The sequence below is a fragment of the Staphylococcus sp. NWU MK-U1 genome (assembly GCF_033283505.1).
GTDB lineage: Bacteria > Bacillota > Bacilli > Staphylococcales > Staphylococcaceae > Staphylococcus > Staphylococcus haemolyticus.
Genome location: NZ_JAVSMG010000001.1, coordinates 306,051 through 328,356, shown reverse-complemented (window position 1 = coordinate 328,356; position 22,306 = coordinate 306,051). Strand labels below are relative to the sequence as shown.

The 22,306-nt window shown below is 32.0% G+C and carries 27 protein-coding genes and 1 other RNA gene; 16 read left to right on the top strand and 12 right to left on the bottom strand.

Features of this window, described 5'->3' with window-relative positions:
- Window positions 1–113: 113 nt before the first annotated feature.
- The 12 genes from SBL16_RS01725 (at window position 114) to SBL16_RS01670 (ending at window position 13,040) form a co-directional block, all read left to right on the top strand.
- Complete coding sequence (locus SBL16_RS01725) at window positions 114–1,304, top strand: phosphoglycerate kinase (protein WP_107611461.1); 1,191 nt, start codon at window positions 114–116, stop codon at window positions 1,302–1,304.
- 127 nt (window positions 1,305–1,431) lie between these two features.
- Window positions 1,432–2,193 carry a triose-phosphate isomerase gene (gene tpiA, locus SBL16_RS01720; protein WP_011276375.1) on the top strand — a complete coding sequence of 254 codons (762 nt, stop codon included), beginning with the start codon at window positions 1,432–1,434 and terminating at the stop codon, window positions 2,191–2,193.
- 2 nt (window positions 2,194–2,195) lie between these two features.
- A complete protein-coding gene (gpmI, locus tag SBL16_RS01715) occupies window positions 2,196–3,713 on the top strand; it encodes a 2,3-bisphosphoglycerate-independent phosphoglycerate mutase (protein ID WP_107611460.1) in 1,518 nt (505 codons plus the stop codon).
- Between the two features lie 154 nt (window positions 3,714–3,867).
- Window positions 3,868–5,172, top strand: coding sequence for a surface-displayed alpha-enolase (gene eno / locus SBL16_RS01710; RefSeq protein ID WP_037537260.1), 1,305 nt, complete (start codon window positions 3,868–3,870; stop codon window positions 5,170–5,172).
- Window positions 5,173–5,437: 265 nt separating this feature from the next.
- Window positions 5,438–5,908 (top strand): hypothetical protein, encoded by a 471-nt coding sequence (locus SBL16_RS01705; RefSeq protein ID WP_107611459.1) that lies wholly within the window; start codon window positions 5,438–5,440, stop codon window positions 5,906–5,908.
- Window positions 5,909–5,975: 67 nt separating this feature from the next.
- Window positions 5,976–6,209, top strand: a complete 234-nt coding sequence (gene secG, locus SBL16_RS01700; RefSeq protein WP_011276371.1) for a preprotein translocase subunit SecG — start codon at window positions 5,976–5,978, stop codon at window positions 6,207–6,209.
- A gap of 224 nt (window positions 6,210–6,433) precedes the next feature.
- Window positions 6,434–7,174, top strand: a complete 741-nt coding sequence (locus tag SBL16_RS01695; RefSeq protein WP_037537259.1) for an alpha/beta hydrolase — start codon at window positions 6,434–6,436, stop codon at window positions 7,172–7,174.
- A gap of 42 nt (window positions 7,175–7,216) precedes the next feature.
- Window positions 7,217–9,595, top strand: coding sequence for a ribonuclease R (rnr, locus tag SBL16_RS01690; protein ID WP_107611457.1), 2,379 nt, complete (start codon window positions 7,217–7,219; stop codon window positions 9,593–9,595).
- Between the two features lie 24 nt (window positions 9,596–9,619).
- Window positions 9,620–10,090, top strand: a complete 471-nt coding sequence (gene smpB / locus SBL16_RS01685; protein ID WP_107611456.1) for an SsrA-binding protein SmpB — start codon at window positions 9,620–9,622, stop codon at window positions 10,088–10,090.
- Window positions 10,091–10,296: 206 nt separating this feature from the next.
- Window positions 10,297–10,658, top strand: a transfer-messenger RNA (tmRNA) gene (ssrA, locus tag SBL16_RS01680).
- 502 nt (window positions 10,659–11,160) lie between these two features.
- Window positions 11,161–11,481, top strand: a complete 321-nt coding sequence (locus tag SBL16_RS01675; RefSeq protein WP_053019122.1) for a hypothetical protein — start codon at window positions 11,161–11,163, stop codon at window positions 11,479–11,481.
- A gap of 542 nt (window positions 11,482–12,023) precedes the next feature.
- Window positions 12,024–13,040: a hypothetical protein gene (locus SBL16_RS01670; protein ID WP_107634660.1), complete on the top strand. Its 1,017-nt coding sequence runs from the start codon at window positions 12,024–12,026 to the stop codon at window positions 13,038–13,040.
- A gap of 816 nt (window positions 13,041–13,856) precedes the next feature.
- On the opposite strand, the gene SBL16_RS01665 is transcribed toward SBL16_RS01670, so the two are convergent.
- From SBL16_RS01665 to SBL16_RS01640, 6 genes are all read right to left on the bottom strand, one after another.
- Window positions 13,857–14,033, bottom strand: coding sequence for a hypothetical protein (locus tag SBL16_RS01665; protein ID WP_011276336.1), 177 nt, complete (start codon window positions 14,031–14,033; stop codon window positions 13,857–13,859).
- A 197-nt stretch (window positions 14,034–14,230) separates the two neighbouring features.
- A complete protein-coding gene (locus SBL16_RS01660) occupies window positions 14,231–14,794 on the bottom strand; it encodes a hypothetical protein (RefSeq protein WP_317952519.1) in 564 nt (187 codons plus the stop codon).
- On the bottom strand, window positions 14,688–14,963 hold the full coding sequence (locus SBL16_RS01655) for a hypothetical protein (RefSeq protein ID WP_317952518.1): 276 nt from the start codon (window positions 14,961–14,963) through the stop codon (window positions 14,688–14,690). Before SBL16_RS01655 ends, SBL16_RS01660 begins: the two co-directional genes overlap by 107 nt.
- Before the next feature lie 127 nt (window positions 14,964–15,090).
- Window positions 15,091–15,315 carry a hypothetical protein gene (locus tag SBL16_RS01650; RefSeq protein ID WP_107611453.1) on the bottom strand — a complete coding sequence of 75 codons (225 nt, stop codon included), beginning with the start codon at window positions 15,313–15,315 and terminating at the stop codon, window positions 15,091–15,093.
- 59 nt (window positions 15,316–15,374) lie between these two features.
- Complete coding sequence (locus tag SBL16_RS01645) at window positions 15,375–15,662, bottom strand: hypothetical protein (protein ID WP_011276333.1); 288 nt, start codon at window positions 15,660–15,662, stop codon at window positions 15,375–15,377.
- A gap of 75 nt (window positions 15,663–15,737) precedes the next feature.
- Window positions 15,738–16,484 carry a poly-gamma-glutamate hydrolase family protein gene (locus SBL16_RS01640; protein WP_053019110.1) on the bottom strand — a complete coding sequence of 249 codons (747 nt, stop codon included), beginning with the start codon at window positions 16,482–16,484 and terminating at the stop codon, window positions 15,738–15,740.
- Between the two features lie 136 nt (window positions 16,485–16,620).
- Between SBL16_RS01640 and SBL16_RS01635 the strand changes: the two genes are divergently transcribed.
- Window positions 16,621–17,229, top strand: a complete 609-nt coding sequence (locus SBL16_RS01635) for a GNAT family N-acetyltransferase (protein WP_107611452.1) — start codon at window positions 16,621–16,623, stop codon at window positions 17,227–17,229.
- A 68-nt stretch (window positions 17,230–17,297) separates the two neighbouring features.
- Here the strand turns inward: SBL16_RS01635 and SBL16_RS01630 are convergent, their stop codons facing one another.
- A complete protein-coding gene (locus SBL16_RS01630) occupies window positions 17,298–18,044 on the bottom strand; it encodes a membrane lipoprotein lipid attachment site-containing protein (RefSeq protein WP_107611451.1) in 747 nt (248 codons plus the stop codon).
- Window positions 18,045–18,213: 169 nt separating this feature from the next.
- Between SBL16_RS01630 and SBL16_RS01625 the strand changes: the two genes are divergently transcribed.
- Window positions 18,214–18,450, top strand: coding sequence for a hypothetical protein (locus SBL16_RS01625; RefSeq protein WP_016931008.1), 237 nt, complete (start codon window positions 18,214–18,216; stop codon window positions 18,448–18,450).
- A gap of 47 nt (window positions 18,451–18,497) precedes the next feature.
- Here SBL16_RS01625 and lnsA read toward each other — a convergent pair whose 3' ends face one another.
- The 3 genes from lnsA to tsaA form a co-directional block, all read right to left on the bottom strand.
- Window positions 18,498–19,079: a lipoprotein N-acylation protein LnsA gene (gene lnsA / locus SBL16_RS01620; RefSeq protein ID WP_011276327.1), complete on the bottom strand. Its 582-nt coding sequence runs from the start codon at window positions 19,077–19,079 to the stop codon at window positions 18,498–18,500.
- Between the two features lie 117 nt (window positions 19,080–19,196).
- Window positions 19,197–19,385 (bottom strand): type II toxin-antitoxin system toxin TsaT, encoded by a 189-nt coding sequence (tsaT, locus tag SBL16_RS01615; RefSeq protein ID WP_011276326.1) that lies wholly within the window; start codon window positions 19,383–19,385, stop codon window positions 19,197–19,199.
- 22 nt (window positions 19,386–19,407) lie between these two features.
- On the bottom strand, window positions 19,408–19,641 hold the full coding sequence (tsaA, locus tag SBL16_RS01610) for a type II toxin-antitoxin system antitoxin TsaA (protein ID WP_317952673.1): 234 nt from the start codon (window positions 19,639–19,641) through the stop codon (window positions 19,408–19,410).
- Between the two features lie 574 nt (window positions 19,642–20,215).
- On the opposite strand from tsaA, the gene SBL16_RS01605 reads away from it, so the two are divergent.
- A complete protein-coding gene (locus SBL16_RS01605; RefSeq protein WP_033079647.1) occupies window positions 20,216–20,419 on the top strand; it encodes a sterile alpha motif-like domain-containing protein in 204 nt (67 codons plus the stop codon).
- Here SBL16_RS01605 and SBL16_RS01600 read toward each other — a convergent pair.
- Entirely contained in the window at window positions 20,411–20,653 is a 243-nt protein-coding gene (locus SBL16_RS01600) for a hypothetical protein (RefSeq protein ID WP_011276324.1), read from the bottom strand. The two genes, SBL16_RS01605 and SBL16_RS01600, sit on opposite strands and share 9 nt — an antisense overlap.
- Window positions 20,654–20,880: 227 nt before the next feature.
- Between SBL16_RS01600 and SBL16_RS01595 the strand changes: the two genes are divergently transcribed.
- On the top strand, window positions 20,881–21,489 hold the full coding sequence (locus SBL16_RS01595) for a histidine phosphatase family protein (protein WP_107613877.1): 609 nt from the start codon (window positions 20,881–20,883) through the stop codon (window positions 21,487–21,489).
- Between the two features lie 187 nt (window positions 21,490–21,676).
- Here the strand turns inward: SBL16_RS01595 and SBL16_RS01590 are convergent, their stop codons facing one another.
- Entirely contained in the window at window positions 21,677–22,294 is a 618-nt protein-coding gene (locus SBL16_RS01590) for a LysE/ArgO family amino acid transporter (RefSeq protein ID WP_053017929.1), read from the bottom strand.
- Between the last annotated feature and the right edge of the window lie 12 nt (window positions 22,295–22,306).

The following is a 22,306-nucleotide window of genomic DNA, read 5'->3' as shown; positions in this document are numbered from 1 at the left end:
CAGTACACTTGTACAAATTATTGAAATAAGTTAGCTTATGAGTAAGCGGGGAGCACTAACGCTTCTCCGCTTATTTTTATATTAGTAATTCCTATTTAGAGGAGGAAATTATAATGGCAAAGAAAATTGTTTCTGATTTAGATTTAAAAGGGAAAGTTGTTTTAGAACGTGCTGATTTCAATGTACCTTTAAAAGACGGTAAGATCACAAATGATAATCGTATTGTTCAGGCTTTACCAACAATTAAATATATCATCGAACAAGGTGGTAAATTAGTACTATTTTCTCACTTAGGAAAAGTTAAACAAGAAAGTGATAAAGAAGGTCTTACATTAAAACCTGTTGCTGATGCTTTATCTGAAAAATTAGGTAAAGAAGTTACTTTCGTACCTGAAACACGTGGTGAAAAATTAGAATCAGCTATCAAAAACTTAAGTGAAGGCGATGTATTATTAGTCGAAAATACACGTTACGAAGATTTAGATGGTAAAAAAGAATCTAAAAATGATCCTGAATTAGGTAAATATTGGGCATCACTAGGTGATGTATTTGTAAATGATGCTTTCGGTACAGCTCACCGTGAACATGCATCTAACGTTGGTATTTCAACTCATTTAGAAACAGCGGCTGGTTATTTAATGGAAAAAGAAATTAAATTTATCGGTGGTGTTGTTAACGACCCACATAAACCAGTAGTTGCAATTTTAGGTGGCGCAAAAGTATCTGACAAAATTGGTGTCATTAAAAACTTAGTAAATATCGCTGATAAAATTCTTATTGGTGGTGGAATGGCGTATACTTTCTTAAAAGCACAAGGCAAGGAAATTGGATTATCTTTACTAGAAGAAGACAAAATCGACTTTGCTAAAGAATTACTTGAAAGTAACGGAGATCAAATTGTGTTACCAGTAGATGCGAAAGTTGCGAAAGAATTCTCAAATTACGCTGAAATTACTGAAGTATCAATTGATAACATCCCTTCTGATCAAGAAGCAATGGACGTTGGCCCTAAAACTGTTGAATTATTCTCTAAAGAATTAGAAGGTGCACATACAGTAGTATGGAATGGACCTATGGGTGTATTTGAATTTAGTAACTTTGCTCAAGGTACAATCGGTGTATGTAAAGCCATTGCTAACTTAAAAGACGCTACTACAATTATCGGTGGTGGTGACTCAGCAGCAGCTGCAATTTCTTTAGGTTTTGAAGATGACTTCACACATATTTCTACTGGTGGCGGTGCATCATTAGAATACCTTGAAGGTATTGAATTACCAGGAATTAAAGCAATTAATGATAAATAATCACCTTATAAAAGGTGTACGTTTTTCTAAGCATTTTCAAGGGAAAATGTATAAAGAATAAGACTTTACGTCTTAAAAAATTATTTAATGCTAAAATTACAATTTTAAATATATAGGAGTGTAATCAATGAGAAAACCAATCATAGCTGGTAACTGGAAAATGAACAAAACAGTTAAAGAAGCTAAAGACTTCGTTAATAATTTACCAACATTACCTGATGAAAAAGAAGTTGAATCAGTAATTTGTGCACCAACAATTCAATTAGACGCATTAATTTCATTAGTGAATGATGGCAAAGCAAAAGGATTAAAAATTGGTGCTCAAAACACTTATTTTGAAGATAATGGTGCATTCACAGGAGAAACTTCTCCAGTGGCATTAGCTGACTTAGGTGTTAAATACGTAGTTATTGGACACTCAGAACGTCGTGAATTATTCCATGAAACAGATGAAGATGTGAATAAAAAAGCACATGCGGTATTTAATCATGGCATGACACCAATTATTTGTGTTGGTGAAACTGATGAAGAACGCGAAAATGGCAAAGCTAATGAAATCGTTAGCAATCAAGTTGAAAAAGCATTAGAAGGTTTATCAGAAGAGCAACTTAAAGAAGTTGTTATTGCATACGAACCAATTTGGGCAATCGGTACTGGTAAATCAGCTACTTCTGATGATGCTAATGAAATGTGTGCTCACGTGCGTAAAACAGTAGCGAAAGTGGCTAGTCAAGATGTTGCTGATGCAACACGTATTCAATACGGTGGTAGTGTTAAACCTAACAACGTTAAAGAATACATGGCTCAATCTGACATTGATGGTGCATTAGTAGGTGGCGCATCATTAAAAGTTGAAGATTTCGTACAATTGTTAGAAGGTGCAAAATAATTATGGCTAAACAACCGACAGCTTTAATCATTTTAGATGGTTTCGCTAATCGTGAAAGTGAACATGGTAATGCTGTAAAACAAGCGCATAAACCAAATTTTGACCGCTATTACAGCAAATACCCAACTACACAAATTGAAGCAAGTGGTTTAGACGTAGGTCTTCCAGAAGGCCAAATGGGTAACTCAGAAGTTGGTCATATGAACATTGGTGCAGGACGTATTGTTTACCAAAGTTTGACTCGTATTAATAAATCAATCGCAGATGGCGATTTCTTTGAAAATGATGTGTTAAATAACGCCGTGCAACATGTTAATGAGCATGATTCTGCATTACATGTCTTTGGATTACTATCTGATGGTGGTGTACACAGTCATTACCAACATTTATTTGCATTGTTAGAACTTGCTAAACAAAAAGGTTTAGATAAAGTTTATGTACATGCATTCTTAGACGGTCGTGACGTAGACCAAAAATCAGCACTAAAATACATTGAAGACACAGAAGCTAAATTTAAATCATTAGGTGTAGGAGAGTTCGCATCTATTTCTGGCCGTTATTACGCTATGGACCGTGATAAACGTTGGGATCGTGAACAAAAAGCATATAATGCTATCCGTAACTTTGAAGGGCCTACTTATGCTTCAGCAAAAGAAGGCGTTGAAGCTAACTACGCTAATGATTTAACAGATGAATTTGTTGAGCCATTTATTGTTGAAGGTCAAAATAATGGTATCAATGATGGAGATGCAGTTATCTTCTTCAACTTCCGCCCTGATAGAGCAGCTCAGTTGTCAGAAGTATTTACTAATAAAGCATTTGATGGCTTTAAAGTAGAACAAGTTAAAGATTTATTCTACGCAACATTTACTAAATATAATGACAATATAGATGCTGAAGTTGTCTTCGAGAAAGTGGATTTAACAAATACAATTGGTGAAGTTGCTCAAAATAATAACTTAAAACAATTACGTATTGCTGAAACTGAAAAATATCCACACGTAACGTACTTCATGAGTGGTGGACGTAATGAAGAATTTGAAGGTGAGCGTCGCCGTTTAATCGATTCACCAAAAGTAGCGACTTACGATTTAAAACCAGAAATGAGTGCGTATGAAGTTAAAGATGCGTTATTAGAAGAGTTAGATAAAGGTGATTTAGATTTAATTATCTTAAACTTTGCTAACCCTGATATGGTTGGACATAGTGGTATGTTAGAACCAACTATCAAAGCAATTGAAGCAGTGGATGAATGCTTAGGTGAAGTTGTTGATAAAATCTTAGACATGAATGGTTATGCAATTATTACAGGTGACCATGGTAACTCTGACCAAGTATTAACAGATGATGATCAACCAATGACTACTCATACGACTAATCCGGTTCCTGTTATTGTAACTAAAGAAGGCGTTACATTACGTGAAACTGGTCGTCTAGGAGATTTAGCACCAACACTATTAGATTTATTAAATGTAGATCAACCATCAGACATGACTGGTGAATCACTTATTAAACACTAAAAATTAGTCCAGTTATAAATGGTAAGAATATTGTAATCCCTAATACAATATTTGAAACTTTAGGGATTCAGTCCTTATCTGATATAAATATTTTATTTAAAGATTAAATCAAGCTATAATAGCTTTAGAATCTAAATTAAAGGAGATTTTTCACATGCCAATTATTACAGATGTTTATGCTCGCGAAGTCTTAGACTCACGTGGTAACCCAACAGTTGAAGTTGAAGTATTAACTGAAAGCGGTGCTTTCGGTCGTGCATTAGTGCCATCAGGTGCTTCTACAGGTGAACACGAAGCAGTTGAATTACGTGATGGAGATAAATCACGTTATAGCGGTAAAGGTGTTACTAAAGCTGTTGAAAATGTTAACGAAATTATTGCACCAGAAATCGTTGAAGGTGAATTTTCAGTATTAGATCAAGTATCTATTGATAAAATGATGATTCAATTAGACGGTACACCTAACAAAGGTAAATTAGGTGCAAACGCTATTTTAGGTGTATCTATCGCAGTTGCACGTGCAGCAGCAGACTTATTAGGTCAACCTTTATACAAATATTTAGGTGGATTCAACGGTAAACAATTACCAGTTCCTATGATGAACATCGTTAATGGTGGTTCTCACTCAGACGCACCAATCGCATTCCAAGAATTCATGATCTTACCAACAGGTGCAGAATCATTCAAAGAAGCATTACGTTGGGGTGCTGAAATCTTCCATAACTTAAAATCAATCTTAAGTGAACGTGGTTTAGAAACAGCAGTAGGTGACGAAGGTGGTTTCGCTCCTAAATTTGAAGGTACTGAAGATGCTGTAGAAACAATTATTAAAGCTATCGAAAAAGCAGGTTACAAACCTGGCGAAGATGTATTCTTAGGATTCGACTGTGCATCATCTGAATTCTACGAAAATGGTGTATATGATTACACTAAATTCGAAGGTGAACATGGTGCGAAACGTAGCGCAGCTGAACAAGTTGACTACTTAGAAGAATTAATTGGTAAATACCCAATCATCACTATCGAAGATGGTATGGATGAAAATGACTGGGACGGTTGGAAACAATTAACTGATCGTATTGGTGATAAAGTTCAATTAGTAGGTGACGATTTATTCGTAACAAACACTGAAATCCTTTCTAGAGGTATTGAACAAGGTATTGGTAACTCAATCTTAATCAAAGTTAACCAAATTGGTACATTAACTGAAACATTCGATGCAATCGAAATGGCTCAAAAAGCTGGATACACTGCAGTAGTTTCTCACCGTTCAGGTGAAACAGAAGATACTACAATCTCTGATATCGCAGTGGCTACTAATGCTGGTCAAATTAAAACTGGTTCATTATCAAGAACTGACCGTATTGCTAAATACAATCAATTATTACGTATTGAAGATGAATTATTTGAAACTGCTAAATTTGATGGTATCAAATCATTCTACAATTTAGACAAATAAGTCTAATAATTTAACCTATTTAAAACAATAATAGAGTTCACGCTTATGTATTACCTGTCACAGAGTTGAGACTGTGGCAGGTTTTTTCAATTATTAAACAATGTAAGTGATTAACTAATTGTAAAATCATAATGACAAAATCATTAATGTAGCTTTTATCACATATATCTAACCTACTAATGATTCTTAACGAACATGGAACAGATTTAATTTAGGTATACAAACTGATATAATAGCTATGTATATAAAAGAAGGAGAAATAAAGATGGAGAATCAACTTAATCAACCTAGTCAAAGAGAACGCAATGCAGGTAAATTAATAGGCTACAGTTCTTTAATTTTATGTATTTTATTGATCATCCATAACTTTATTGCATTAGATACGTTAACAGCTAAGACACTATTATCACAGGTAGGACAGAAAGCAAGTGATAGTGCAGTAGCTAATATTTTAAATAGCTTTAGATATACTGGCATTATGTATATTTTGGCATATTTAGCAGGTGTCATTGCATTATGGAATCGACATAAATATCTGTGGTGGTTTATGTTTGCAGTCTATGTTTCAAATGTATTATTTACATTAGTAAACGTAACTATGGTTATTAATGCGATAATAACAGCTAAATCAGTGTTGTTTATTATTCCTATTATAATCGTAATTGTGGGCTCTACAGTATTAGCATTATACATGCTAGTTATTTCAATCATCCGTAAGAGTACCTTTAATCGATAGTCATTGATTATAAAGACTAGTATATGATATAATTCGGAACGTATATAATGAATGGAGGACAATTTTCATGCATACACTTTTCATAGTACTATTAATTATTGATTGTATTGCATTAATCACTGTTGTATTACTCCAAGAAGGTAAAAGTAATGGACTTTCAGGTGCTATTAGTGGTGGCGCAGAACAGTTATTTGGTAAACAAAAACAACGTGGCGTCGATTTATTCTTGCATAGATTAACAATTATTTTAGCAGTCATTTTCTTTTTAATAATGATTGGTATCAGTTACTTTGGTTTATAAGGTCCGACGATGTTAATGTCGGGCTTTTTTATTTATAATGAATAGTGACGGACGACGTCATTGATATTTAGTCAGGAGACCTAAGGTCCGATTTAAATAATGTATATTTCCGAGAAAATAAGGGAATATTTAGTTAAATATAATATTAATACGAAGCATTGTATTTGAATTAAAACATATAATGCAAGAATAATTTTGAGATAATGATGGAAGAGGGATTTTAAATGCAAATTAAATTACCACAACCGTTTTTCTTTGAGGAAGGGAAACGAGCAGTCTTACTTCTACATGGATTTACAGGTAATTCATCAGACGTAAGACAATTAGGAAGATTCCTACAGAAGAAAGGTTACACTTCTTATGCGCCTCAATACGAAGGGCATGCTGCACCACCTGAAGAAATTCTAAAATCAAGCCCACATGTGTGGTTTAAAGATGTGCTTGATGGTTATGATTATTTAGTGGACCAAGGCTATGAAGAAATTGCCGTAGCAGGCTTATCTCTCGGTGGTGTATTCGCATTGAAATTGAGCTTAAATCGTCCTGTAAAGGGTATTGTAACTATGTGTGCACCCGCTGAAGGTAAAACGCAAGGTGCGATATACGAAGGCTTTTTAGAATATGCAAGAAACTTCAAAAAATATGAAGGCAAAGATCAAGCAACGATTGATAAAGAAATGGAAGACTTCCATCCTACTGAAACGTTAAAAGAGTTAAGCGAAACATTAAATAACGTTAGAAACGAAATCGATGAAGTGTTAGATCCAATTTTAGTAGTACAAGCTGAAAATGATGAAATGATTAATCCTCAATCAGCAAATTATATATACGAGAATGTCGACTCAGATGAAAAAGACATCAAATGGTATGCAAATTCAGGACATGTCATTACAATCGATAAAGAAAAAGAACAAGTATTTGAAGATGTATACAGTTTCTTAGAATCTTTAGATTGGTCTGAATAATAAATTTAAAAATATTAAACGAAAGAAGAAAGGAGGGGCATGATGAATTTAAAGCAATCCATTGAAGAAATCATAAAGCAACCTGATTACGAACCAATGTCGGTATCTGATTTTCAAGATGCTTTAGGTCTTAATAGTGCCGACTCGTTTAGAGATTTAATAAAGGTGCTAGTAGAACTTGAACAAGCAGGTTTAGTTGAACGAACTAAAACAGATAGATACCAACGCAATCAATCGCATAAAAGTTCAAATTCTAAGTTAATTAAAGGGACGTTAAGTCAAAATAAGAAGGGCTTTGCATTCCTACGTCCTGAACAAGAAGATATGGATGATATCTTTATTCCTCCAACTAAGATTAATCGCGCATTAGATGGTGACACAGTTATTGTAGAAATACAGAAGTCTAAAGGTGAACATAAAGGTAAAATTGAAGGCGAAGTTAAATCAATTGAAAAACATTCAGTAACGCAAGTAGTGGGTACGTATAGTGAAGCGAAACATTTTGGCTTTGTTATCCCAGATGATAAACGCATTATGCAAGACATCTTCATTCCGAAAGGTCAAAGTCTTGGTGCGGTAGATGGTCATAAAGTACTCGTTCAAATTACGAAGTATGCAGATGGTACAGATAATCCTGAAGGACATATATCTGCGATTCTAGGCCATAAAAATGACCCAGGAGTAGATATCTTATCAATCATTTATCAGCACGGTATCGAAATCGAATTCCCTGATAATGTATTGAAAGAAGCCGAAGCGGTTCCTGAAGAGATTAAGCCTGATGAAATTAAAGGTCGTACAGACTTGCGTGACGAGTTAACGATTACCATTGATGGTGCAGACGCAAAAGACTTAGACGATGCTATTAGTGTGAAAAAATTAAAAAATGGTCACACAGAATTAACTGTAAGTATTGCGGATGTCAGTTACTATGTTAAAGAAGACTCAGCACTAGATAAAGAAGCTTACGATAGAGCGACAAGTGTTTATTTAGTAGACCGTGTTATTCCAATGATTCCACACCGTTTGAGTAACGGTATTTGTTCATTGAACCCAGAAGTCGATCGCTTAACACTAAGTTGTCGTATGGAAATCAATGAACGAGGTGTAGTGGTTAATCATGACATTTTTGATAGTGTCATCCATTCTAATTACAGAATGACATATGATGCAGTTAATCAAATTATCACTGAAAAGGACCCTGACGTACGTAAGCAGTATCAAGAAATTACACCAATGCTTGATTTAGCACAAGATTTATCAAATCGTTTAATCCAAATGCGTAAACGTCGTGGTGAAATTGACTTTGACATCAGTGAAGCTAAAGTGTTAGTGAATAACGAAGGCTTACCAACTGATGTGGTTTTACGTGAGCGAGGCGAAGGTGAACGTTTAATTGAATCATTTATGCTAGCTGCTAACGAAACGGTGGCAGAACATTTCAATAAACTTGAAGTTCCTTTCATTTACCGTGTTCACGAACAACCTAAATCAGATCGTTTAAGACAATTCTTCGACTTTATTACAAACTTCGGTATTATGATTAAAGGTACAGGTGAAGATATCCATCCTTCAACATTACAATCTATCCAAGAAGAAGTTGAAGGTCGCTCTGAACAAATGGTTATCTCAACAATGATGTTACGTTCAATGCAACAAGCACATTATGATGATACAAACTTAGGTCATTTCGGTTTATCAGCGGAATACTATACACATTTCACATCACCTATTAGACGTTATCCGGACTTAACAGTTCATCGTTTAATTCGAAAATATCTCATCGATAATTCAATGAATAATAAAGAATTACACAAATGGGAAGATAAATTACCTGAATTAGCTGAGCACACGTCTCAACGTGAACGTCGTGCAATTGAAGCAGAACGAGATACTGATGAATTGAAAAAAGCTGAGTATATGATTCAACACATCGGTGATGAATTTGAAGGTATTGTAAGCTCTGTTGCAAATTTCGGTATGTTTATCGAACTACCTAACACAATTGAAGGTATGGTTCATATTTCAAATATGACAGATGATTATTATCAATTTGATGAACGCCAAATGGCACTTATTGGTGAGCGCCAAGCAAAAGTATTCCGTATAGGCGATCAAGTTACAGTGAAAGTCACACATGTCGATGTAGATGAACGAATGATTGATTTCCAAATTGTTGGTATGCCATTGCCAAAAAATGATCGAAGTCAACGACCATCGAGAGGTAAAACGATTCAAGCTAAAACACGTGGCAAGTCTTTAGATAAATCAAAAGATGATGATCATAAAGGCAAGAAGAAAAAACGTAAGCAACGAAAAGGTAAAAACCAACGTAGTCGTGATAAGCAAGGTAAAACGAATCACAAACCATTCTATAAAGATAAAAGTGTGAAGAAAAAATCACGTCGTAAGAAAAAATAATCAGCAAAGAGGTGACATAGATTAATGGCTAAGAAGAAAACGAAATCACCCGGTACACTAGCTGAAAACCGTAAAGCCAGACATGATTATAATATTGAAGATACAATTGAAGCGGGTATTGCTTTAAAGGGAACAGAGATTAAATCTATTCGTCGTGGAAGTGCCAATTTGAAAGATAGCTATGCGCAAGTTAAACGTGGCGAGATGTTCATTAATAATATGCACATTGCACCTTATGAGGAAGGTAACCGTTTCAATCATGACCCTTTACGTTCTAGAAAGTTATTACTTCATAAGAAGGAAATTATTAAACTTGGGGAACGTACGAGAGAAATTGGCTATTCACTTATTCCATTAAAACTTTATTTAAAACATGGTCAATGTAAAGTCTTATTAGGCGTAGCATATGGTAAGAAGATACATGATAAACGACAAGCTTTAAAAGATAAAGCAATGAAACGTGATGTTGATCGTGCAATTAAAGACCGTTATTAAGCGTGTTTGTTGCTTAATCGGGTGCTATTTGGTATGATAACTGATGTTGTGAATAAAAAATACGTTAGATAGAAAGTGAAGTAGGATTCTTTCGATTGTGTTATTTCACTTTAGTATGAATGACTAGAACTAAGAATTGCTTATATATATTGCTTTCTTAGTTCAGTCAGTCACTACGTATTGTAATGATTTATAAATTTTGTTATGGGGGCGTTTTTGGATTCGACAGGGGTCCCTCGAGCACATTAAGCGTGTCGGAGGGTTGTCTCCGACATCAACACATTTCAGTAAATATAACTGACAAATCAAACAATAATTTCGCAGTAGCTGCGTAATAGCACTCTGCATCGCCTAACAGCATCTCCTACGTGCTGTTAACGCGATTCAACCCTAGTAGGATATGCTAAACACTGCCGTTTGAAGTCTGTTTAGATGAAATTTAATCAAACTAGCATAATACTGGTTGTCTGTTGCTTACTATTATGCGAAATTTATCAATAGACTACACACGTAGAAAGGTGTGTATCAGGACCTCTGGACGCGGGTTCGAATCCCGCCGTCTCCACTATATAGCCTATAACCCTTGTGGTTATGGGCTTTTTGTTTTTTGGTGCCACAGTATTGCCCCAAAATTGCTATACAAAAAATACGCCCTATAATTAGGACGTAATATTTTTGTATAAAACTATTTCCTTTTTATCTTTGTGAATTTAAGGAATTATATCATAAATTTTCTCATATTCAATATAAGTATCTTCATTTCATTGTATTTAAAATATACTAACTTCTATTTATTCAATAGTGCATTAACGCTAACAAACGTTCTATGTTGCAGTGGGGAATAAGTATGTGTAATTATTGTATGTAACACTTGGTATATAATATATATAGGATGAGTTATATGAGTATAATTACAAGATTGTTAAACAACAGTGATTTTAAAAAATTAGATTAACTATGTAAATTCATTTATCGATGCAGCAAAGAGTGAATGTCATATACATAAAATTAATTTAATGATAAGTAGAATGATTACTAAAATGAAAAGATAACTGATAGGATGATGTGAAATGATTGAATATGAATGGTTTCATTTGAAAAGTGAAAATAGATCTGGAAATAAAGTTCTAGATATTTTGCATCCAAACTTTAAAGAGTTTGGAAAATCAGGAGAAGTTTATTATAAAGCTGATATAGATCAAATTCGACTGGATAATGATGACTATAAAATCAGTGACTTTGAAGAATGTTCTTTGTCCGAAGATTGCATATTATGTACATATACTTTGTTTAATAAAACAAATAATACTATAACGAATCGAAGTTCTATTTGGAAATACTATGAAAATGATTGGAAATTATTATTTCATCAAGGAACAGTTAAATATTAACTAAAAGAGAATAATTGTATTAGTTTTTCAATAAATCACAGATTTTGAAAGTGAAATTAAAAGCAAAGAGTGCATAACTTTCTTTTGTTTTCAATTTCAACATTTTAAACTCAACTGATTAGACAATGTAAATGCTGATACGACAATACTCATAGCGATTTGAACTTTGATTAATAAACGCTCTAATGACCTCCCACCGTTTCCACTATGAAGCCTATAACCACAAGGGTTATAGGCTTTTTGATTTTGTATTTAAACTTTTATGGGTTAAAATATATAAATGTTGTATTTATTATATAAAAATATTATAATATAATTAAGTCAACGACCATGCGTGGACTTTGAAAAACAAAATCATGTACAGTAGTAGCCGTCTGCTATGAGACTAGGCATTATAATTGAATATCATAGTGTTGATAAAGAGATATGATTAATGAGTGATTAGTCATATCTCTTTTTTACATATGCAAACATACAAATCAAACCATCAAATTAATGTGTAATGAACTAAAGTTAACCTTATAAGTAGAAGAGGTGGTTATTTGAGATATGTGAATAACGAGAAACATAGACATGCTTTAATCAGTCAATTAACTGAGAACCAAAGAGAAATACTGTTTAAGTATTATAAATACAGAAAAAAGAATATATTAATCAATGATATGTATCGCTATTCAGAAGAGTGGGAACTTATCGACTTTAAAGTAAATGAAAATTACCGAACGAGTTGTAATGATAACCCGCTATATTGTGAATGCGGAAAAGAATTAAAGTATCAATATATACTACGATCAAAGTCAAAAGACACAATTGTGAAACTTGGGATTGAACATTTTAAAGAACATAGTGGCATTCCAAATCGTATTGCTTATCAGGTTAGAAAGAATATGTTCTTGTTAGATGATTGGTTGGATGATGTACTCTTAAATCATGAGAAATTTATGAATGATTCAGAGTATCATCGTAAAGTGATAAACATGTATAAAGAGTGGAATACGATCTCTGAGTTAGACGTGGAAGAATTTAACTCGAATTCATCAAAGCCTATTACGAGTAAGAATATTGAATTAATTAATGATTTTAAAAAGTATAGTATGGCTTTGCCCACTAACATCGAACAGAAAGTTTTTGCTTTGATTGATTATTTTCATAGAAAGAAATATCTTGCGTATATAGAAGAACTAGAACGAGAAAGACGCATTCAAAGAGAAAAAGAACAAGAAGCATTGAGAAAAGAGCGAGAGTTAAAGCGACAGCAATTATTAAAAGAGGCTGAAGCACGTAATAGTCAAAAAAGAAAAATTATGGCCAAAGAAAAGACTGATAAGATGTTAATTGCTGAATGCAGAGTGAAAATAACAAAACTATTAGACGTACAAAATGTGATTGATATCACTACAATTTATAATGAATGTAAAATAGAGATAAACGAATTATTAAAATCGCATGTTAATACAAAGATTGTAAATGATATCGTAAATTCTATTAATAGATACACGATGTATACTGTGAAGTTTCAAAACAATAAGCTATTTAAAGCATGGACTAAGCGTTTTTGATAAGCAACATAGTCATATCCAAAATATATTGGATGAGTACAACTAAATTATATCACATTTATTAGTATTGAAATATTTAATAAAAATGTTATAATATAAATATCAACGACAATGCGTGGACGTTATAAACCGAAATACATTGCATAGCTAAGAATAAGTTTTAAATAACTTAGGAAAGAGAGCAAGTAGGACTTGTTCTCTTTTTAGTTAACGGTCGTGCGTGGACTTTAAAACAAGTACATTGATTATCTGATTTGAAATGCAAATTTCAATAAATGTAGACGAAGCGTTAGAACGAAGGGTTCTAACGCTTTTTAAAGATTTTTCAACATAAATAATATGATAATGCTATTTGGAAAATTTACAGTAGCTGTCTGAATTGATGAGACACTTAAATTAAGCTTTTCTCAGTACAGTCGGGCCCCAGCAACGAGAATTTCGAAAAGAAATTCCACAAGCAAAGAAAGCTGGGGTTAAAAAGGATTTAAAATTCTGTACCACGCTTCAATGATGTTACATCCAATTTCGATGTGGTATATATATAGTAAGCAGACTAAAGTCAGCATGATGAATTAAGACAACTCGTTATTAAAGGAGCTGTTGTAATATGGAATTATTAACGAAAGCGATTAGTTTTACGATGTCATCTCTTTCAACATGGCTAGGAAGTAAAGATTTATTAAAAGATGTCGGAAAACTATTTGATAAAGATCGCAATTAAAAGTAAGTCAACGTATCGTTTTAAGCATATGTAAAAACAAAAAAACAAGCATTTACTGTTTCAATAAATGAAACATGTAAATGCTTGTTTTGCTATTAGTTATCGTTAATTTTTTTACCATCTGTACGATCTGATTCGCCTTTATCTTTATGAGCCTTAGGGTTGTCTTTTTTGTGAGAACTTTTCTTAACATTATCTACTGAATCATCATTGTTACCACATGCCCCTAATAGTAAAAAACTTGAGAGTAGTACAAAAGCTACTTTCTTCATAAGTGTCACCCTTTATTTAATTATATTTAATATCTAATTGATATAAATATTATTACTATAAGTATGTCACACTTTTCTAAAAATTCAACAGTTAATAATATTTGATAATTTAAATAAAAAACACCGGGATAAGTCGAAAAGTTGATTATCCCGGTAAAAGTAATTGAATTAATTAGTTTATATATTGATTACACTAATTAGTTTGCACTATTATTTGATTCATTTGTATTAGTCTCAGTTGTTGCTTCGCCATTGTCAGATTGTTCAGCGGAGCTATTTTCTGAATATGTCTGTGTTTGATTTTCATTAGACTGATTCTCAGTACTTGAACTATCCTCTGTAGAAACATTTCCGTTTGAACCGCTATTATCACCATTGTTATTACTATTTCTATTACTTTGATTATAGTTTTGATTTGTGTCGTTTGCTTGATTCGCATTTTGATTATTATTAGAAGAAGTATTATTTTGATTGTTTACAGTATTATCCTGTGTAGTATCTTGTTGAGTAGAAGGTGCTTCGTTATTTGATTCTTCAGTTGTTGGTTGCTCTTGTTGTGAACTTTGTTGTTCTTGAGTATTTAATTCTTCATTAGTTGATGTTTCTTCAGAACGATTTTGTTCTTCTTGAGTAACATTATTATCATCTTTGTCGTCATCTTTTTTTGTCTTTTTTCTTTTTATCTTTAGATGATTTATCCTCTTTAGATTGCTTATCTTTAGATTGAGTTGCTTGATTTTCAGAAGGATTATTACTTTCAATCATTTTATGAATGCCTAAAGCAAGCATACTTAGTAGAATAATCGTAATAGCCATCGCAAAATATTTAAAATAATTCTTATTTTTAAATACTGCCACAATAGCGAACAAGATTAATATAATCGCAATAATTAGTAATACCGTGCCTGTATAGAACAACAGTTTCTCCATACGCTACTTCCATTAAATTTACATCATTAATTGTATTGTACTACACATATAATATAATACATATTACCTTGTAATTAACATCTAATTACTATTTAAAAACAGTTGTGTAAACGTATAATTGATTAAGCTATTTCACCTTATCGAAAATGTTAATCTCTTTATGCTCTTTACTTACAGATACATATAAGTTTTCATCGTTAAGTTGTACTTCGTTTGATGTTTGATTTAAGTTGATTTCAGCTAATATTTTGAAAGATCCATTATGATAAGGTTCAACAATAGATATTTCATTCGCATGTTCTTGAATCATCAAATGTCTGTGGGATTGGTTATTTATTTTCCAGTTAGTCATATATTCACCTTTTCCATAAAATAAAACTACGCTAGCAATAGTCTAACGTAGTTGATTAATTATTTAAAACTTTGCTCTATTTCGGTAAAAGCTTTGTTAGTAACGGTAATGTCATCAATTCTATCTGCTGTAAGTTGTCCTTCAAGATAACCATGATCGATTAGAACTTTACAATTCTCTAAAAAATCATCGTATTCACGATCACAGAAATAATCATCTTGTGCTTTTATACTATCTCCAAAATAATTCGCTTCACTTTCAGATTGCCCTTCATTAGAACGTTCCATGTATAATTTATAAAATTTAGCTATCGTATATTTTTGTTCTTGCGTTAATGAATCTAACATGACATGTTCCCCCTCACTATAATACGTTATACCCAAATTAAATATGATTGAAAACGTAGCGTAGGGGTTAATAAACTACTGTGCATCTTCAATGCCTTTATTAACTGCTTTAGCGAATTTGTAAAATGTATGTGTGTAATTGTCTGGGTTCTTTCTTGTATTTTGATCTAATTGTTTATCCTTAAAGAATAATGCTCTTTGCCCAGTAGTTAATTCAAGTTGAACGCCTGAGTCATTATCACTTCTATTAATAATATTAGATGATGATGTTGCTTCAATACCTTTAGGACTCTTTTGAACGGTGAAGCCTTTATTTTTTAATGATTTAGTTATTGATTTCGCTAATTTTTTATCTTTACCGCCAACGTAAACAATAGGGTCTTCACCTGAATAGCCATGAATAGATATTGTCTCATCTGAGTGGTCTAACATTTTTAATAGCGTCGGTTCATCAAACACAGTTGAGGTGATATGCAAGCGTTCGTTATGCTTTGGCATTAATCCTTCGAATGTGTAAAAATCATATTCACCTATATTGGCCACACGACGTGCAAGTTCAGTTGTACCTGGTTCAATACCTCCGCCATGTATTGCTGTGACAAGAATGTGATTATCTTTACGATTTTTCGTTTTAATACGCCAATCTTTACCTTCTGTTGTGTTTTCTTTTAGCTCTTCGAAATTTGAATAATAATCTAATGAACGATTTTGTTTATCTTCACGCGTTTTATAAAGTATAAATGCAATAACTATAATAGTAATAATTAAGACAGAAATAAAAATATAATATAATTTAGAATACCAGTTTTTTCTTTTTCTCATATGACCTTCCTTTATATTGATTGTAATAATAAAAATGTGTAATTTAACTTTTATATTATAAATTATATTACTGATAAGCTCAAATATTGTTTAATTTAGAAAAATAAGTAAATAATTGAAATAAGGAGGAATGAAAGTGACGAAAATAACAATTCAATCAGCGAAGCCTCACCATAATGAAGGGGGTCAGTTAATTTACTCGGCAATAGATGACATGGCTAAAATTATATTAGGTAAGTCAAGTGATAATGAAATTATTGATGACTTACAACAACTTTGGAAAAATCGTGCGAATCGCTTTAGTCATGATATGTCATTTGTAGCTCATGAAGATAATCAAGTGCTTGGGGCTATAACGTGCAATCCTTTAAAAAAGATTGATAGAGCGATGACGCCAACAGTACTTCAAATTATTTCAATGAATAAGTTGAAACCTTTCTTATCAATCATCTCACATCCGAAATCCTTTTATTCACTTGTAACGATGGACGAGGGTAATGAAGATGAATACCATATTAGTATGCTAGCGACTATGCCTAATGCAAGGGGAAAAGGAGTAGGGCAACAATTATTAAATTTTGCTGAACAAAAAGCTAAAGAATCAGGCTTCAGTAAACTTTCTTTAACAGTAGTACAAGATAATGATCCAGCATTGAAACTATATCAAAAAATGGGATTTGAAATTGTTGGAGAAATTAATAAGAAACCGTACTATCTATATCAAATGAGAAAAGAAGTAAAATAGAGAGATACATAGTCACATCACATATTTAACATGTGATAGCTTGCCTCTCTCTAAGTCCATGAACTTTATTAATTATTCTTATATTTATCGTATTTACCGTTAGCTATATCTTGTTCTCGTTGTTGTATTGTTTGATAAACTTCTTCAGCATCATCACCATCATAATAGCCTTGTTCAATTGCATGCTTAGTTTGAATCTCTCCAGAAGATAAACCGCCGTTATATTTTTTTCTCAAAGCATCTACGTATTCATCCTCATTAGTTGCAGCGTTGATTTCTGCATTTGGATCGTCTGTGTTTTCTTCTTCTGAAGACTGGTTAGACTGATCATAAACAGATTTTTCTTGACCACTTTCCACGCGTAGTGAACTTGCATAAGCTTCACTTGCAGGGCCTTCCATTACATTACCTTGTGGAATAACACCATTTGCAACTGCGCTATTATAGGCAGCAATTTTATCTATTTCAGAGTAATTGTTACTGTTTATAACTGCTTCTAATGTGGCGCGGTCAGTTATATTGTGAATATCGATTTGCTTTGCATTCTGAGAAGACGAGTTAGAAGTAGATTGCTGTTCGTTGGAAGAACTGTCTTCATTGCTTTGATCAGTAGATTCATCATCGCTTTCAGCATCATTTTTTGATGAATTAGAATCAGAATGTTGTTCATTTTTCTTTTTAGTATCATCATTCTCTTTTTTATTCTGTGAGGAAGATTTAGATTTAGAATGATCTTCTTCCTTATCTTCATTCGAAAAACTACAACCAGTTAATATAAAAAGACCTAATAATAATGTAAATAAAACTTTTTTCAATATAGTCACTCCTAAATTTAATATAATATTATTTTATAATGAAATGACTAGTAAATGTTTTAAATTTTTGAAAATATTTTAAAAGATATATTTACATAAATTATACGGTAATTTCATTGTTATTTTACAAAATTATGGTAAATATGAAGTGAATAGGATGTGAGATAACATGGATAAAAAATTATTAAAAAAGTACTTTGATAATAATGATTTTAAAGCAATTGCGATTGTAGTGGGTTCTAAAAAAATGGTATTAGAAAATGATATTCATCTAGATTATGAAAATGAAATTATTATCTATCCTTTAAAAAATTGTACGCGTATTATCCCGTTTAGCTCTATTTCTTATATTGATTTATTAGAAGAAAATGAGCATTTCATAAATTATTTCAAGGAAACTGTCTAACGAAAAAAGAGTAGCTATTTCAAAGCTACTCTTTTTACTATGGATATTCAGTATTGTTTAACTAATTTGAGTTGATAATCTTTCGTGAAATTATCTACAAGCGCGTATGGAGAAATGATGAGTAAACCATGTTCGTTAATTGAATTTTTACTTACGCCATATTTATAAGCTTGATAAATAATCTTAGTACAGTATGTAAATCTTTCACTTTTAAGATTTAAAGTGACTAGATATGTCTTATCTGTATCTTTATAGTGTTCTTCAGCCCATTTAGCTGCTCTCTCTCCAGCTCCAGGCATAGAACAACGGTAGATTTTAATCCAATCATCTTTGCCTTCACCAAATCGTTGTTTGAAAGAATGGAATGACTCTGTAATGGGTTTGTCTCCAGGGCCTTCTATTTGTAAAACGGTATCGTGATCAAGTGCGATACTAGAATGACCAAAGAAACCAAATAAAACTGGGCCCTTAGTGAGTATAATATCACCTGGCTGTAAATCAAAATCATCTTCAGTTGGTGAGAGTGCATTAGAGTTACTCGTATAAGCTAATAAGTGTGTTGGAAAAGTTATAAGAATTATCAGTGTAACAAAGAATATTTTTATAAATGGAGAAATTGAATATTTCACTTTGATACTCCTTAGAAATTAACAAATCATATTTGATGAGTTATTAATGAATATTACATATAGATATAAATAAAAAAGAACAAAAATAACAATGTCATTTTGTTCTTTAATTCTACGCTATAATATACCAAATATGAATACGTAGATGAGTAAAGCAAATCCAAAAATATAAAATATTACGGTAAAACCTAAATATGATTCTTTACGTTCTTCTTTTTTAGATTTAAGTAATAAGCCCAATATAATTGAGGCTGCTATTACAAAAATGATACCAAGCCATAACAATATAGTTAAATGCAAACTCATGCGTAAGCCTCCTAAATTTATATTAAAAGAATGTATATACCATAGGATAAATGTAGTATAAAAGCATAACAATATTGATTAGAAAAATAACTTCGCTAACCAGGTTCTTGCAAATGAGCGCAGTACTTAAGCTTAGTACAATTGTAATACCACTAATTGTAAGTCCTGGAATTAGCCAGAAGAAATCATCTAAGCCTGCATTGTAAGTGACAATGATATTGAAACCCAAAAATAATAACGTAATAAAAATATTTATCTAAAAAATTTTATTATTATTCATGGGTGTCACCTCTTATTAAATAGTTAAACTTTATATAATCATATCATTTATTGTATACCGGTAAAACGAGTTAATCAAAGTAATTGTATGTTTTTATCTTAATATTAGAATTTGTCAAAAATTTAGTTGCTAATATTGTAAAAGTGAGCAATAATATATATCAAACTTATATTTAATCTTCTTTATATACAAAAATGCCAACCGACTTAATGAAGCGGTTGACACAACATCCCTTATAACTTTTGATAAATGTTTTAATATTTATATTCATTTTTGCGTGAAGCTACATAACTAAATAAATGAACTTCGATTTCTTCATCATATTGTAACAATTACGACAAGTTACTATCTTAATAAATAACAAATTAAGTGATTAATTATTGGGTAAATGATTTAATAATCTTAAACAGTATATTTAATGCAATGAGTTATATACTAGAAATAAGCAAAAGTTGCTAATTACATGTTAAAGTTGAGTTATCTTATATGTTTAGAAAATATTAATAATGAAATATTTTAAGAGAGATTAATTAAACTGAGGAGGGGAACTATGACATTCTATGATTTTATAATTGGATTTATAAACGATGATACACCTCTAGGAAGTTTAGCTCAATATATCGAAAACGACTGTGAGTTTCCAAAACACGAACGAAATAACAAAGCTATTAGATCGTATGTTATGTCTAACTACGTCGATCATCAACTTATTGAAAGTACTAATAGAGCAATAAGTCTTTATAAATTAATTTGAGTGAGCGTAATACCAATTTTGGGTGTTTAGCGCATTCCACACATCTTTAGTTTTAAAGTTAATTTCATTATCTTTTATTGAAAAAGGCTCAATAATATTTCTGTCCATCCAAGAATTAATTAATTCTTTTGGAACACCATCTAATAACATATCTGTTTTACTTATGATTAAACATTCCCAATCTAACGAGAGCTTATTTGGATTAACATAATTATATTGATTATGGTCGCTCATGAAAGACACTCCTTTTAGAATTGTGAATCTTATAATAATTTATACCCACCATGACGGGACTCAAACCACTTTATAAATTTTTTCTATGTTCTTGTTTTTGAAAATTAAAAAATTAATGTATACTATTACTCGAAAATACAATTGTACTTAGGAACGGTTAATAACAAATAAACGCGTTCAATTAATGTCAGTAATTTGAAACAAAAACTAAGTTTGAGGTGTATACAATGTCAAAAACACTTTATTTAATGAGACATGGACAAACAATGTTTAATTTACGAGGTAAGGTGCAGGGGGCAAGTGACTCTCCTTTAACAAGTTTAGGAATCTCTCAAGCCAAACAAGCTGGTCAATATTTTAACGAACATAATATTTCTTTTGGAAATTTATATTCATCTAGCTCTGAACGCGCATGTGATACATTGGAATGCGTCGCACCAAACCAAGATTATAACCGTTTAAAGGGACTCAAAGAATGGCATTTTGGTATTTTAGAAGGCGAAAGTAATGATTTATTAAACGCAAATTATGATATTACAGATGCTTTTGGGGATCGTTTAGTAGTGTTTGGCGGAGAGTCTAAAAATGAAGTGGAAGACCGTTTTATAGGTACTTTAACTGAAATAATGCGCACATCAGATAGTGATTCGAATTTAGTTGTAAGTCATGGAACTACGATTGACGTATTTTTGAGAAAAGTTATTGGAGATACAGAAGCAATTAATTACTTTATTGGCAATTGTCATATTCTAAAATTTGAATATAGAAATTATGAATTTCAGTTTATTGAAAAGATTGATCCAGAAAACGGTGAAATTACTAAACATGAAAATTAAAATATAGCAAATATAGATAGGCACAAGTCAAAAAATAAAATATTAACTCAACATTCTCTACAAGGTCAATTACTTGTAGAGATTTTTTGCTTTTTAAATCTTCAAAACAGAAATGGCTAGAACCTAAAAACACTTATGATAAGTTATTTTAAGTTCTAGCCTACTGCTATATTTAAGAAAAGCATTTTTAAAATATGAGTTGATAAATTTTTTGAAGTATCATTAATGCAACGATTAAGATAATAATACTTGAAATCTTATTTAGTAAGATCAATAGGCGACCTGATTTATCAAAATGACCTACAGTACGACCAGCAATAGCTAGAAATATAAACCATAGCCATGAAACGCTAATTGTCGCAATAGTAAATGCTATCTTTACAGAGCCATCATAGGCAGAAGCGCTTGTACCTATTACGCCAATGGTATCCATAATTGCATGAGGATTAAGTAATGAAACAGAGAGTGCGAAGCTTATTTGCTTTGCAGGTGAGATGCCACCTTGTTCATCAATATCACTACTTTGTTCATGCCACAATGTCCACGCCATATAAAGTAGAAATACTAATCCTATTATGTAAACAATCATTTGAAGTATTGGAAATGACATAAGTATAAGGGACACGCCAACCACTGCTAGTATGATGAGTAAAGAATCACATAAACCAGCTGTAATAACAGCAGGAAGTGCACGCCTAAATTTCGTTTGATTAGCGCCTTGGTTAAAAACAAATATGTTTTGAGCGCCTAATGGTAGTATTAAGCCTATAGCTAACAATACTCCATGTAAAATAGCTTGTAACAATATAATCCCCCT